Annotated in this window: 14 protein-coding genes; 5 read left to right on the plus strand and 9 right to left on the minus strand. The window is 72.7% G+C overall.

Translation table 11 applies throughout. From position 1 onward, the window contains the following. Positions 1-25: 25 nt before the first annotated feature. Positions 26-256 carry a hypothetical protein gene (locus ITJ48_RS04655; protein WP_194612587.1) on the minus strand — a complete coding sequence of 77 codons (231 nt, stop codon included), beginning with the start codon at positions 254-256 and terminating at the stop codon, positions 26-28. Between the two features lie 22 nt (positions 257-278). Next, positions 279-1,175, minus strand: coding sequence for a D-alanyl-D-alanine carboxypeptidase family protein (locus tag ITJ48_RS04660; protein WP_194612588.1), 897 nt, complete (start codon positions 1,173-1,175; stop codon positions 279-281). 186 nt (positions 1,176-1,361) lie between these two features. On the opposite strand from ITJ48_RS04660, the gene rfbB reads away from it, so the two are divergent. Genes rfbB through ITJ48_RS04675 form a run of 3 tightly spaced genes read left to right on the plus strand, consistent with a single transcriptional unit; the run spans position 1,362 to position 4,380 of the window. After that, the gene (gene rfbB / locus ITJ48_RS04665; RefSeq protein ID WP_194612589.1) at positions 1,362-2,348 is read left to right on the plus strand and encodes a dTDP-glucose 4,6-dehydratase; all 987 of its coding nucleotides are present in this window, start codon (positions 1,362-1,364) and stop codon (positions 2,346-2,348) included. After that, the gene (gene rfbD, locus ITJ48_RS04670) at positions 2,345-3,244 is read left to right on the plus strand and encodes a dTDP-4-dehydrorhamnose reductase (protein WP_194612590.1); all 900 of its coding nucleotides are present in this window, start codon (positions 2,345-2,347) and stop codon (positions 3,242-3,244) included. Before rfbB ends, rfbD begins: the two co-directional genes overlap by 4 nt. Positions 3,245-3,261: 17 nt before the next feature. After that, a complete protein-coding gene (locus ITJ48_RS04675) occupies positions 3,262-4,380 on the plus strand; it encodes a glycosyltransferase family 1 protein (RefSeq protein ID WP_228506201.1) in 1,119 nt (372 codons plus the stop codon). A gap of 66 nt (positions 4,381-4,446) precedes the next feature. On the opposite strand, the gene ITJ48_RS04680 is transcribed toward ITJ48_RS04675, so the two are convergent. The 7 genes from ITJ48_RS04680 to ITJ48_RS04710 all read right to left on the minus strand — a co-directional run bounded on the left by ITJ48_RS04680 (position 4,447) and on the right by ITJ48_RS04710 (position 10,678). Next, positions 4,447-5,799 carry an LCP family protein gene (locus tag ITJ48_RS04680; protein WP_370544778.1) on the minus strand — a complete coding sequence of 451 codons (1,353 nt, stop codon included), beginning with the start codon at positions 5,797-5,799 and terminating at the stop codon, positions 4,447-4,449. After that, positions 5,796-6,263 (minus strand): 5-(carboxyamino)imidazole ribonucleotide mutase, encoded by a 468-nt coding sequence (purE, locus tag ITJ48_RS04685; RefSeq protein ID WP_194613343.1) that lies wholly within the window; start codon positions 6,261-6,263, stop codon positions 5,796-5,798. The genes ITJ48_RS04680 and purE overlap by 4 nt, the downstream gene beginning before the upstream one ends. An 86-nt stretch (positions 6,264-6,349) precedes the next feature. Further along, a complete protein-coding gene (locus ITJ48_RS04690; protein ID WP_194612592.1) occupies positions 6,350-7,486 on the minus strand; it encodes a 5-(carboxyamino)imidazole ribonucleotide synthase in 1,137 nt (378 codons plus the stop codon). Between the two features lie 25 nt (positions 7,487-7,511). Further along, positions 7,512-7,949 (minus strand): hypothetical protein, encoded by a 438-nt coding sequence (locus ITJ48_RS04695; RefSeq protein WP_194612593.1) that lies wholly within the window; start codon positions 7,947-7,949, stop codon positions 7,512-7,514. A 75-nt stretch (positions 7,950-8,024) separates the two neighbouring features. After that, positions 8,025-9,332 (minus strand): UDP-glucose/GDP-mannose dehydrogenase family protein, encoded by a 1,308-nt coding sequence (locus ITJ48_RS04700; RefSeq protein ID WP_194612594.1) that lies wholly within the window; start codon positions 9,330-9,332, stop codon positions 8,025-8,027. 13 nt (positions 9,333-9,345) lie between these two features. After that, positions 9,346-9,879 (minus strand): PH domain-containing protein, encoded by a 534-nt coding sequence (locus ITJ48_RS04705; RefSeq protein WP_370544779.1) that lies wholly within the window; start codon positions 9,877-9,879, stop codon positions 9,346-9,348. 4 nt (positions 9,880-9,883) lie between these two features. Further along, positions 9,884-10,678 (minus strand): biotin--[acetyl-CoA-carboxylase] ligase, encoded by a 795-nt coding sequence (locus ITJ48_RS04710; RefSeq protein WP_194612596.1) that lies wholly within the window; start codon positions 10,676-10,678, stop codon positions 9,884-9,886. 100 nt (positions 10,679-10,778) lie between these two features. Here ITJ48_RS04710 and ITJ48_RS04715 point away from each other — a divergent pair, with 100 nt between their 5' ends. Beyond that, complete coding sequence (locus tag ITJ48_RS04715; RefSeq protein WP_192042079.1) at positions 10,779-12,395, plus strand: acyl-CoA carboxylase subunit beta; 1,617 nt, start codon at positions 10,779-10,781, stop codon at positions 12,393-12,395. Next, positions 12,392-12,649, plus strand: a complete 258-nt coding sequence (locus ITJ48_RS04720) for an acyl-CoA carboxylase subunit epsilon (protein ID WP_194612597.1) — start codon at positions 12,392-12,394, stop codon at positions 12,647-12,649. The genes ITJ48_RS04715 and ITJ48_RS04720 overlap by 4 nt, the downstream gene beginning before the upstream one ends. The last annotated feature ends 277 nt before the right edge of the window (positions 12,650-12,926 follow it).

The following is a 12,926-nucleotide window of genomic DNA, read 5'->3' on the forward strand; positions in this document are numbered from 1 at the left end:
ACGGCGGCGCCGGGGCCCCGCCGCGTCAGCGGCCGGACCAGTCCGCGCCGGACTTGACCTCGGTGTGCGGGATCCCGAGGGCCGTCAGGATGTCGAGGAACGCGGCGCCCGTCACGGTGCGCGGGGCCAGGTTCACCGTGCGCAGGGCGACCACGGTCGACTCCGTCAGCACGTGCTTGAGCATCCGGGGACCGACGACGCAGACGTAGCCGTAGCCGACTCCGGGCAGCGCGTCGCTGCAGTGCAGAACGATCATCGGCAGGTTCCTCCCTGGACGCTCATCGGCGCCAGTAGTTCGAGTCGACCGAGATGGCCGACCTGGGGACGGACAAGGCGTCGCAGAGCAGCAGGAACTGCGAGCGAGGCACCTCGTAGTAGGGGACGCCCACCACGCGGAGGGCGTTGATCTGGTTGATGGTCAGGAGATGCCGCAGCGATCGCATGCCGAGGAGCGCCGTGTAGATGGTCCCCACGCCCTCGAGGTTCTCGGAGCACCGGAGCACCATGAGTCCGCTGTCGCCCTGCACCGGGCCGCCGGCGCCGGCCCAGGCGCCCGTGTAGTCGAAGTGCCACGGCTCGGGACGCGAGAACCCGTTGCCCGTGGGGCTCCAGCCGTAGCCCGGCGCGTTGGCGTCCATCCAGCGCTTGGCGGCCGAGGTCGCGCTCTCGACCCCGGAGCCGAAGTCGCACGAGATGCCCCAGCCGTGGTTGGAGGTGCCCGGGTACGCCGCGAGGTTGCCCGTGCCGGCCTGGTACGCGTTCCAGTAGGCGACCTGGCGGTCGTAGCTGCGATAGCCCTCGGTGATCACCAACGGCCGGCCGATCGCGGCCGTGAAGGCGAGGCTCATCGACAGGTACTGGCGCGCCGCGTCGTCACGGAGGTAGCCCGACCCGGCGACGGAGGCCTGCACCGGGGTCAGCAGGGAGGCGGGGATGCGACCGTTCTGCTGGCCGCCCCAGGCGTTGGCGGCCGCGGCGGCCAGCGCCTGCGCGACGTCGGTGACGGACGACGACGTCTCGCCGAGCTGGACGGCCGCCCGGGCCGAGTCGGACCGGACGAGGCTCGAGGCGCCGGCCAGGGCGAGGCTCGCCCCAGCGTACGACAGGAGGCGACGTCGGTCGAACGATCGGTTCTCGGGCGCTCTGGACGGAACGAGGGGTACGTCAGGACGCATGCGACGACGTTCCCACGGGAGACCCCCCGCGGTCTACCCCGCTGTCGGGGGACAGGGAGCTCCCGGCCGAGGAACCCGAGCGCCCGGCTGGCGCTCCGGCCGGCGGCCCGCGCGCCCGCCGACGTCGACCGGGCGGTCCGATACACTCGATCGACCGTCCGCGACCGACAACACAAGGAATCAAGCGTGAAAATCCTCGTCACCGGCGGAGCCGGCTTCATCGGCTCCAACTTCGTCCGCCGCACCCTCGAAGACGCGTACCCGGGGCTCGAGGGCGCCGAGGTGGTCGTGCTCGACGCCCTCACCTACTCGGGCAACCCCGAGAACCTGGCGAGCGTGGCCGACTCGCCGCGCTACCGCTTCGTCCAGGGCGACATCCGCGACGGGGCCCTGCTCGACACCCTCTTCCCCGAGGTCGACGCCGTCGTCCACTTCGCCGCCGAGTCGCACGTCGACCGCTCCGTCCGCGACGCGTCGATCTTCGTCGAGACGAACGTCCTGGGCACGCAGCAGCTGCTCGACGCCGCGCTGCGGAACGACCTGCAGCGCTTCGTCCACGTCTCGACCGACGAGGTATACGGCTCGATCGCCGAGGGCTCGTGGGCCGAGGACCGCCCGCTCGAGCCGAACTCCCCCTACTCCGCGTCGAAGGCCGGCAGCGACCTGCTCGCCCGCAGCTACCACCGCACGCACGGCCTGAACATCTCGATCACGCGCTGCAGCAACAACTACGGCCCGTACCACTTCCCCGAGAAGGTCATCCCCCTCTTCGTCACGAACCTCATCGACGACGTGCACGTCCCTCTCTACGGCGAGGGGAACAACATCCGCGACTGGCTGCACGTCGACGACCACACCCGGGGCATCGCGATGGTCCTCGTCGGCGGCCGCGCCGGCGAGATCTACAACATCGGCGGCGGCACCGAGCTCACCAACAAGGAGCTGACCGAGATGCTCCTCGAGGCCACCGGCAAGGACTGGTCGTACGTCGACCGCGTGCAGGACCGCCTCGGCCACGACCTCCGCTACTCGGTCGACATCTCGAAGATTCGGTCCGAGCTCGGCTACGAGCCCCAGGTGCCGTTCGCCCAGGGCCTCGCCGACGTCGTGCAGTGGTACCGCGACAACCGGCAGTGGTGGGAGCCCCTCAAGGAGCGCGCGGCCCTCGCATGAGCCCCGCCTCCCCAGCGAAGTACCTCGTCACCGGTGCGCGCGGCATGCTCGGTTCCGACCTGGTCGAGGTCCTCTTCGGCCGTGACGTGACCCTGCTCGGCCGTGCCGACCTCGACGTGACAAACCGTGACGCCGTGTTCGCGGCCGTCCAGGGCCACGACGTCGTGATCAACGCCGCCGCGTACACCGCCGTCGACGCCGCCGAGACCGACGAGGAGGCGGCGCTCGCCGTCAACGGGACCGCGGTCGGCCTGCTGGCCGAGGCAGCCGCCTCCGTCGGCGCGGCCTTCGTCACGGTCTCGACCGACTACGTCTTCGCGGGCGACGCCACGCAGCCGTACGCCGAGGACGAGCCGCGCGACCCGCTCAACGCCTACGGCCGCACCAAGGCCGTCGGCGAGGAGGCGGCCCTCGCGGCGCACCCGGACGGCACGTACGTCGTGCGGACGGCGTGGCTCTACGGCCGGCACGGCGCCAACTTCCCCAAGACCATGCTCGGCTTCGCCGCGACCCGGGACACCCTCTCGGTCGTCTCGGACCAGGTCGGGCAGCCCACCTGGACGATGGACCTGGCACGCCAGATCGTCGCCCTCGTGGACTCGGACGCCCCGGCCGGGATCTACCACGGCACGAACTCCGGCTCGACGAGCTGGCAGGGCTTCGCCCAGGAGACGTTCCGGCTCGCGGGCCTCGACCCCGAGCGGGTCCTGCCGACGGACAGCTCGGCCTTCGTCCGGCCCGCCGCACGCCCGGCGTTCAGCGTGCTCGGGCACGACGCCTGGGCCCGGGCCGGGCTCAGCCCGATGCGACCGTGGCAGGAAGCCCTGGCCGAGGCCTCCGCCGAGGGCGTGCTCGTCGACGACACTGCCTCCGACTCACCTGCCGCCGGACGATGACGACCCTCAGGGTCGTCATGGACCAGATCCTCGCGCCCGTCCCCGGCGGCATCGGCCGCTACACGAGCGAGCTGTCCCGGGCGCTGGTCCTGACCGCACCTCGTGGCTGCGACGTCCAGGGGGTCGTCGCGGCACACCCCCAGGCCGAGTACGACCGGCTCACCGACCTCGTGCCGGGGCTCAGCGGGCTGGCCAAGTCGCCGCTGGGCCGTCGTGAGCTGTCCCTCGCCTGGCAGGCCGGCGTCGCAGGCCTCCCGGGGCGGGGCATGGTGCACGCGACCAGCCTCCTGGCTCCCCTCGGGCGCCACGACCGGGGCCTCGCCCCCGGCAACCAGACCGTCGTCACCATCCACGACACGGTCCCCTGGACGCACCCGGAGACGCTGACCCCTCGAGGGGTGCGGTGGCACAAGGCCATGACCAAGCGGGCGTTCCGGCACGCGGACGCCGTCGTCGTGCCGACGCACGCCGTCGCGAGCGAGCTGCTCGAGCTCTTCCCCTTCGGCGACCGCGTCCGCGTCGTCGGCGGGGCCGTGAGCGACGACCTCCGCGTCCCCGCCGACGCCGACTCCGTCGCGGACGGGCTCGACCTGCCCGACGCCTACGTGCTCAGCGTGGGGACGATCGAGCCCCGCAAGGGACTCGACCCCCTCATCCGGGCCATGGCTCATCCCGACGCCCCCGACGTCCCCCTGCTCGTCGTCGGCCCCGAGGGCTGGGGCGACGTCCGCGTGGCGGACGTCGTCGCCGAGGTCGGCCTGGCGCCCGACCGCGTCCGCACCCTCGGCTTCGTCTCCGACGCCCAGCTGGCCGTCCTCCTCCAACGCGCGTCCGCCTTCGTCTTCCCCAGCCTCGCCGAGGGCTTCGGGCTCCCCGTGGTCGAGGCGCTGAGCCTCGGCACACCCACCATCGTCTCCGACGCACCCGCGCTCGTCGAGGTGGCCGCCGACGGCGCCGTCGTCGTGCCCCGCGAGGACGCAGATCGCTACCCGGAACGCCTCGCCCAGGCGATCTTCCAGGTCGTCACTGATCTCGAGCTCGCCTCACGCCTCGGCATCGCCGGGCTCGACCGAGCTCGGGCGTTCAGCTGGCGCGACTCGGCCGACAAGGTGTGGCAGCTGCACGCCGACCTCTGACCGAGGCGACCCGGCCGACCGCCACCGGCCCGGCACTGTCAGCCAGGCGCTGTCCGCCAGGCGCGCCTAGCCGGCCGGTGCGGCCGGGGCCGTCGCCGTCGCCACGTCCGCGCGGATGACGTCGTAGTCGGGGTAGACGTTCGAGTAGGTCGGCGGGACGATCTCGAGGTCGCTGATCTGCTGCTCCTTGGCCTTCAGGGCCAGCTGGCCGAACGCGCCGAGAGCGGCCTGCGGGATGTCCGTGTCGACGGTCTGCACCCCCGCCGACGCGACCGACTGGAACTTGGACAGCACGGTGGCCGGCTGGAACTGCGAGAGCAGCGCCTGCTGCACCTCGCGCTGTCGGGCCATCCGGTGGTAGTCGTCCGAGCCGTGGCGGGCACGCGCGTACCAGAGGGCGTGGTAGCCGTCGAGGACCTGCTCCCCCGGCTCGATCCACCCGTCGACGTTGATCGGGTTGCCGGCCGCGTCGACGCCGCCGTTGATCGGCAGGCGCCCCTCGGTGTTGTTCACCGAGATCCCGCCGAGGGCGTCGATCAGGTCGACGAAGCCCTGCATGTCGATCAGCACGTAGTACTGGAGCGTCAGGCCGGTGACGCCCTGGACGGCGTCCCGCATGGCCTCGATGCCGGGGTTGCTGCCCTTCGACTCGGCGTCGGGGTAGAGCTCGGGGTGTTCCTCGCCGTAGGTGTAGAGGTAGCTGATCAGGCAGTCGTCCCCGCAGCTGTAGCCGTCGGGGAACTCGCCCCAGAGCGGCGACCCCTCGGAGAACGGGGCGTTGTAGAGGTTCCGCGGGATGCCCACGATCGTCGTCGCGCCCGTCTCGGCGTCGATGCTCGCCACCGAGATGCTGTCGGGCCGGAGCCCGGTGCGGTCGGCTCCGGCGTCGCCGCCGAGCAGCAGGATGTTGTACCGCCCGTCCACGGGGTCGGCCGCGGCGGCCTGCGAGGTGAAGAGCGAGTTCAGCAGGCCGTGCTGGACGCTGGTCAGGTAGGCACCCCAGGCGACCGGACCCACCGTCGCGACGAGCAGGAGCGCCATGACGCCGGCGATGAACCCGCGCGCCGTGGGCGCCGTCCGGATGATCCTCACGAGCCTGAGCGTGTCGAGCGTGAGGACGACCCAGAGGACCGCGTAGTACACGAGGAACACCTGGACGACGGTCAGGGCGACGACGTTCGTCGCGACCTCGAGGAGGGGCGTGTTCCAGAACAGCGCGAGGCCCACGGTGACCAGCACCGCCGCCCACGACACGAGCGTCGAGGCCAGGCCCCACCGACCGAGCCGACGGCTGCCCGCGAGCACCTGGGCGGAGCCGGGGATGAGGACGTTGAGCAGCACGAGGGTCCACGCCCGCCTCGTCATGAACGAGGGGGACGTGACGTCGGGGTGCCGGACGGGCAGGGAGGCGGCGCTCACAGCGATCGCTGCAGGGCGGCGTTCTTCTCCTCGACGAGCTCGCCCAGGCTCGTCGCGTAGTCGGAGAGCCGCGCCGACAGGACGGGATCGCCGGAGCCGAGGATGCGGGCGGCGAGCAGGCCGGCGTTGGCGGCCCCGCCGATCGACACGGTGGCCACGGGGATGCCCGCGGGCATCTGGACGATCGAGAGGAGGGAGTCGAGGCCATCGAGCTTGGCGAGGGCCACCGGCACGCCGATGACCGGGAGGGTCGTGACCGACGCGAGCATCCCCGGGAGGTGCGCCGCGCCTCCTGCGCCCGCGATGACCACGCGGATGCCACGGCCGGCCGCCTGCTGGCCGAAGCGGATCATCTTCTCGGGCGTCCGGTGCGCGGAGACGACCTCGACCTCATGGCCGATGCCGAACTCGGTGAGGATCGCGGCGGCGCTCTGCATCGTGGGCCAGTCGCTGTCCGAGCCCATGACGATGGCCACCGTGGGCGCTCGCTCGGGCGTCGGGGCGGTCTCGGGCTCGGTCGTCTGGTCAGGCACGAGGGAGAGGATAGCCGTCAGTCCCCGAAGAAACGGACAGCGGCGCGCGCCCTCCCCCGGGCGTCCTCGAGGTCCGGCCCCGTGGTCGTGACGTGCCCGACCTTGCGGCCGGGACGGGGCTCCTTGCCGTAGTCGTGCACCTTCGCCCCCGGCTGGTCCGCCATCAGGGCGGGGAGCCGGTCGGCCATCGTGCCCTGCGCAGGGCCGCCGAGCACATTGACCATGACGCTCCAGGCACGGTGCGGGGTCGTGTCCCCGAGGGGCAGGTCGAGCACGGCCCGGAGGTGCTGCTCGAACTGGCCGGTGACGGCGCCGTCGATGCTCCAGTGCCCGGTGTTGTGCGGTCGCATCGCGAGCTCGTTGACCAGGAGGCGGCCGTCGGCCGTCTCGAAGAGCTCGACGGCCAGGACGCCCGTGACGCCGACCTCCTCGGCGACGACGGTGGCGATCCGCCGCGCCTCGTCCGACAGGGCGTCGTCGGCGTCGGGGGCAGGGGCCGTGACCTCGGCGCACACGCCGTCGCGCTGCACCGTCTCGACGAGGGGCCACGCGACGATCTCGCCGGAGGGCCGACGCGCGACCAGCTGCGCGAGCTCTCGTCGGAACTCGACGAGCTCCTCCACGAGCAGGGCGTCGGAGGCGCCCGTCGCGTCCAGCGACGCGAACCAGTCGTCCGCGTCGTCGGCCGCGCGCACGACCCGGACGCCCTTGCCGTCGTAGCCGCCGCGCGGCGTCTTCACGACCGCGCGCCCGCCGTGCTCGGCGAGGAACGCGGCCAGGTCGTCGCGACCACGGACGGCCGCCCACGCGGGGACCGGCAGCCCGAGCGCCGTGAGGCGCTCGCGCATGACGATCTTGTCCTGGGCGACGAAGAGCGCCTCGGGGCTCGGGTGGACCTCGACGCCGGCATCGACCAGAGCCCGGAGCACGGGCTGCGGGACGTGCTCGTGGTCGAAGGTCACGGCGTCGACGCCCCTCGCGAACTCCAGCACGGTCTGCACGTCGCGGTAGTCCCCCACCTGCGTGGCGGCGAGCCGAGCAGAGCTGCCCTCGGCCTCGGCCAGCACCGAGATGTCGATCCCCAGGTGGACGGCGGGCGGGACCATCATGCGGGCGAGCTGGCCGCCTCCGATGACGCCGATGCGGTAGGTCATGTCGTCTCCTCGTGAGGGCGTGGGGTCAGCGGACGATCTCGCCGGCGACCTGGGGCGACGAGCGGTCGCCGGTCAGCTGGCAGCGGAAGGTCACGTTGGCCACGCCGACGTCGCCGCCCGTGAAGATCCCCGCGACGTCTATCGACACCCCGCCGTCGACCGCCACGAGAGTCTGGGTCGAGCGGGCGGCCCACGTGTAGCCGGGCTCGAGCTCGTCGTCGGCCTCTGCGACGCACGCCTCGTAGGCGGTCTCGTCCGTCCACGCGTCGGCACCGGCCGTCGGCACGGGAGCCGCGCTCGACGGCTCGTCGGCGGGCTCGGTCCCGCCCGGTGAGGACGATGCTCCGCCCGTGGCGGTCGCCGAGCTGGTCGGGGCCGGTGCGTCCGAGCCCGTGCAGCCGCTCAGGACGAGGACCAGGCCTGCCGCCACGGCGAGGACGGCGGTCTGCTTCGTGGATGCCATGCCCACGATGCTATCGGCGTCGCGCACCCGGTCGCGGCCCCGCCACGACGCTCCTGCACGCCCGGACGGACCTGGTCAGGGGCGACCGAGCCCACGCGCCTCGAAGCCCTCGGCGCGCCACGCCGCGAGGTCGAGCACGTTGCGCGCGTCGACGATGCGCCGAGCGGCCACGAGGTCGCCCACGCGGGACGGGTCGAGGTTCCGGAACTCGGTCCACTCCGTGAGCACGAGGACGACGTCGGCGTCGCGGAGGGCCGTGTCCGCGTCGGCCGCGTACCCGAGCTCGGGCGCGAGACGGGCGGCCGTCGTGTTCGCCTCGGGGTCGTAGACGCGCACGGCCGCACCGCGGCCGTGCAGCGCTCGGGCCACGTCGAGCGCGGGCGAGTCGCGGACGTCGTCGCTGTCGGGCTTGAACGCGACGCCGAGCACCGCGACGCGGGCGCCGTCCACGTCCCCGACGAGCTCTGCCGCGAGGTCGACGACCCTCGCACGTCTGCGGAGGTTGACCGCGTCGACGTCGGCGAGGAACGCCAGCGACTCGAGCCCGAGCTCGTCGGCCCGGGCCTGGAACGCCCGGATGTCCTTCGGGAGGCAGCCGCCCCCGAAGCCGAGCCCGGCGTTGAGGAACCTCCGCCCGATGCGGGCGTCGTGCCCGATGGCGTCGGCGAGCTGCGTCACGTCGGCGCCCGTCGCCTCGGCGATCTCGGCCATCGCGTTGATGAACGAGATCTTGGTGGCGAGGAATGCGTTGGCCGAGACCTTGACGAGCTCGGACGTGGCGTAGTCGGTGACGATCCGGGGGGTCCCCGCCGCGAGGGCGGTGGCGTAGACCGCGTCGAGCCGGGCTGCGGCGAGCTCGCCGGCCGGCCCCGCGGGGACCCCGTACACGAAGCGGTCGGGCGTCAGCGTGTCCTTCACGGCGAAGCCCTCGCGGAGGAACTCGGGGTTCCAGGCGAGGTCGGCGCCGGGCGCGCCCGCGTGCACCTTCTCGGCCAGGCGGGCGGCCGTGCCGACCGGGACGGTCGACTTGCCCACGACCAGCGCCCCCTCGGACAGCCAGGGCACGAGGGCGTCGACGGCGGCGTCGACGTAGGTCATGTCCGCCGCCTGGCTGCCGTGGGCCTGGGGCGTGCCCACCGCGACGAAGTGCACGCTCGCGTCGGCGACCTCGGACATGTCGGTGGTGAAGCGGAGCCGACCGCTCGCGACCGCGCGGGCGAGCACCTCGGGGAGGCCGGGCTCGAAGAAGGGCGCGTCGCCGGCGGAGAGCCGGGCGACCCGAGCGTGGTCGACGTCGACGCCGACCACCTCGTGCCCCAGCTCGGCCATGCACGCCGCGTGCACGGCACCGAGGTAACCACAACCGATGACGGAGATCTGCATGGGGATGTCGCTCCTACTCCGCCGGGCGCGGCCACGCGCCCGGGGTGGACTGGTCGAGTCGGCGGCGCTGCGCGACGAGGGTCGCGTCCGCCTCCATCAGGTCGTGCAGGGTCGCCTGGACCAGGTCGGCCCCGGGCACGTCCCAGAGCACGACCGGGCGGTCGAGCCCCGTGTTCACGAGCACGTCCCCGCTGCGGAAGAGGCTCTGCACGGCGTTCTTGCGCACGGTGAGGTCGTAGCCGCGGCTGTGCAGGAGTTCCTGGCGCGACCGGACGAAGAGCCCCCGACGCAGGACGATGCGCCTCGTCGTGATGACGTAGCGGCGACCGAGCCAGACGAGGACGGGGACGAGCCACAGCAGCACCCCCAGCAGCACGGCAGCCGCACGCACGACCCAGTTCTGCCACTCGAGCTCGAACCAGCTGCCGAAGTACCCGCCCGCCGCGCACACCGCGACGAGCGCCACCGACGGCCAGAACAGCACCCGGGAGTGCGGGTGCAGGCGCGCGACGACCTCTTCTCGGGGCTGCTGCTCGGCCGTGCTCACGGAGTCATTCATACCGCAGGTGGGTGACGTCGCCGGAGGACACGACGGCCTCACCCCCGGTCGGCGACCCGACGACGAGACGACCTGCGTGGTCGATCGACGACGCCGTGCCGGTGAGGACGTCGCCCGAGGGCAGCTCGACACGCACCTGGCGGCCGAGCGTCGTGCAGTCGGCGAGCACCCGGGCACGCAGCCCGCTGGCCTCCGCGTCGCCCCCCGCGGACGCGAGCTGGTCGACGAGCGCGACGAAGTCGGGGAGCCACGCCGACAGGACCTGGTCGGCCAGCGCCTCCGTCGTCCCCTCGGCCCCGTGCAGCGACAACGAGGTGGAGACCGTCGTCGGCAGCTCGTCCCGGGTCAGCGCGAGGTTGACGCCGGCGCCGACCACGACGGCCGACGCGTCGTCACGGGCCTGCGCGAGGATCCCGCACACCTTGAGGCCGTCCACCTGGACGTCGTTCGGCCACTTCAGGCCGACCTCGCCCGTCCGGACGACGGCCGCGAGGGAGGCGCGCATCGCGACGCCCGCGGCGAGGGGCACCCAGCCCAGGGACTCGACGGGCAGCCCCCGGCGCTCGACGAGGACGCTCACGGCGAGCGTGCGGCCCGGAGGCGCGGTCCAGGTGCGGCCGAGGCGCCCCCGCCCTGCGGTCTGGGACGTCGTCGCGAGGACCGCCAGGTGCGGGGCCGACCTGTCGGCCAGCAGGTCCGCGTTCGTCGACCCGGTCTCGGCCACGTGCACGAGCCGCGGGCTGTGGGCCGAGCTCAGGGGGAAGGAGGCGCTCGTGGGGTCGGTCACGCCGCCAGCCTAGGCGTTGACGACTTCCACCATCCGGGGCGCGTCGCACGCGAGGGAACCTCCAACGGCGACCGCGGACGCCCTCGGTAGAGTGACCGGTGTGACTTCCGACTCCGCGCCCCGCGACGACGCCTCGCAGCCCGATCTCCGCACGACGGCGGGCAAGCTCGCCGACCTCAAGGCCCGCTACCACGAGGCCGTGACGGCCAGCGGCGAGGCCGCGATCGCGAAGCAGCACGCCAAGGGCAAGATGACCGCGCGCGAGCGCATCGACGGCCTCCTCGACCCGGGCTCGTTCGTCGAGCTCGACGAGTTCGTGCGCCACCGCACCCACGCCTTCGGCATGGAGTCGAAGCGCCCCTACGGCGACGCGGTCGTCACGGGGACGGGCACGGTGCACGGCCGCCAGGTCGCCGTCTACTCGCAGGACTTCACCATCTTCGGCGGCTCGCTCGGCGAGGTCGCCGGCGAGAAGATCATCAAGGTGATGGAGCTCGCCCTCAAGACGGGCGTGCCGATCATCGGCATCCTCGACTCCGGCGGGGCCCGGATCCAGGAGGGGGTGGTCGCGCTCGGCAAGTACGGCGAGATCTTCCGCCTCAACACCCGCGCCTCCGGGGTCATCCCGCAGATCTCGCTCATCATGGGCCCGGCGGCGGGAGGCGCGGTGTACTCCCCGGCGCTCACCGACTTCGTCATCATGGTCGACAAGACCAGCCACATGTTCGTGACGGGCCCCGACGTCATCAAGACCGTCACCGGCGAGGACGTCGGCTTCGAGGAGCTCGGCGGCGCCCTCACCCACAACAAGGTCAGCGGGGTCTCGCACTACCTCGCGAGCGACGAGGACGACGCCCTCGACTACGCCCGCTCGCTGCTGTCCTACCTGCCCGACAACAACCTGTCCGAGCCGCACGTCTTCGACACGGCCGTCGAGCTCGAGACGACGGACGACGACCGCCAGCTGAACACGCTGATCCCGGACAGCCCCAACCAGCCCTACGACGTGATGACGGTGATCGAGCACGTCGTCGACGACGGGGAGTTCCTCGAGGTGCAGCCGCTCTTCGCGCCGAACATCGTCATCGGGTTCGGCCGGGTCGAGGGACGATCGGTCGGCGTGATCGCCAACCAGCCGTCGGCCATGGCCGGCACCCTCAACATCGAGGCGGGCGAGAAGGCGAGCCGCTTCGTGCGCTTCTGCGACGCGTTCGGCATCCCGATCCTGACCCTGGTCGACGTGCCCGGCTACCTGCCGGGGACCGACCAGGAGTGGACGGGCGTCATCCGCCGCGGCGCGAAGCTGCTCTACGCCTACGCCGAGGCGACCGTTCCGCTCGTGACCGTCATCACCCGCAAGGCCTACGGGGGCGCCTACATCGTGATGGGGTCCAAGCAGCTGGGGGCCGACATCAACCTCGCCTGGCCGACCGCCGAGATCGCGGTCATGGGCGGCCAGGGCGCCGTCAACATCCTCTACCGCAACGAGATCAAGGCGGCGGAGGCCGCGGGCGAGGACGTCGCCGCGGTCCGGGCCAGGCTCGCCAGCGAGTACACCTACAACGTCGCCAGCCCCTTCCTGGCCGCCGAGCGCGGCGAGCTCGACGGCGTCATCGAACCGGCCGCGACCCGCGTCGCCGTGGTCAAGGCGCTCCGGGCCCTGCGCACCAAGCGCGCCGACCTCCCGCCCAAGAAGCACGGGAACATCCCCCTGTGAGCGGCCGCCACGCCGCCGACGTCGCCCAGGAGGCCGAGGGGCCGCTGCTGCGCGTCGTCGGCGGCTCGCCGTCGCCGGAGGAGCTCGCCGCCGTCACGGCGGTGCTGACGGCTCTCGAGGCCGAGGCGGCCGCTGCGGCGCCGGGGGCGCCGCGCGACGCCGCGACGTCCCCCTCCGGCTGGTCGTCGCGGGCAGCTCGCCTGCGCCGTCCGATCGACCGTGGCCCGGGGCGCTGGCGCAGCTTCTCCGCCTGACGAGGAGATCGGACGTCGCAGCGAGTCGTCGCGCGTCGGCGACTCCTGTCGTCCCGCGGCGCGGTCCCCCGTGCGTGTACCCCGTTCCCGCACCCCGCCGTCCAGGTCCGTCGATCCCCGAGCCCGGAGCTGCGCCACCCGAACGGGGGTAGACGAGCCCCTCACCCCCAGGTTGTCCCCCTAAATGACGACTTTGCGCTCGCACCAGGGGGCGACATACTCGTTCTTGCTAGGTGCCTCTCCTTGAGTCGCACCACCGACCGAGAGCTGACTAGGG

Source organism: Frigoribacterium sp. VKM Ac-2530 (assembly GCF_015350835.1).
Lineage (GTDB): Bacteria > Actinomycetota > Actinomycetes > Actinomycetales > Microbacteriaceae > Frigoribacterium.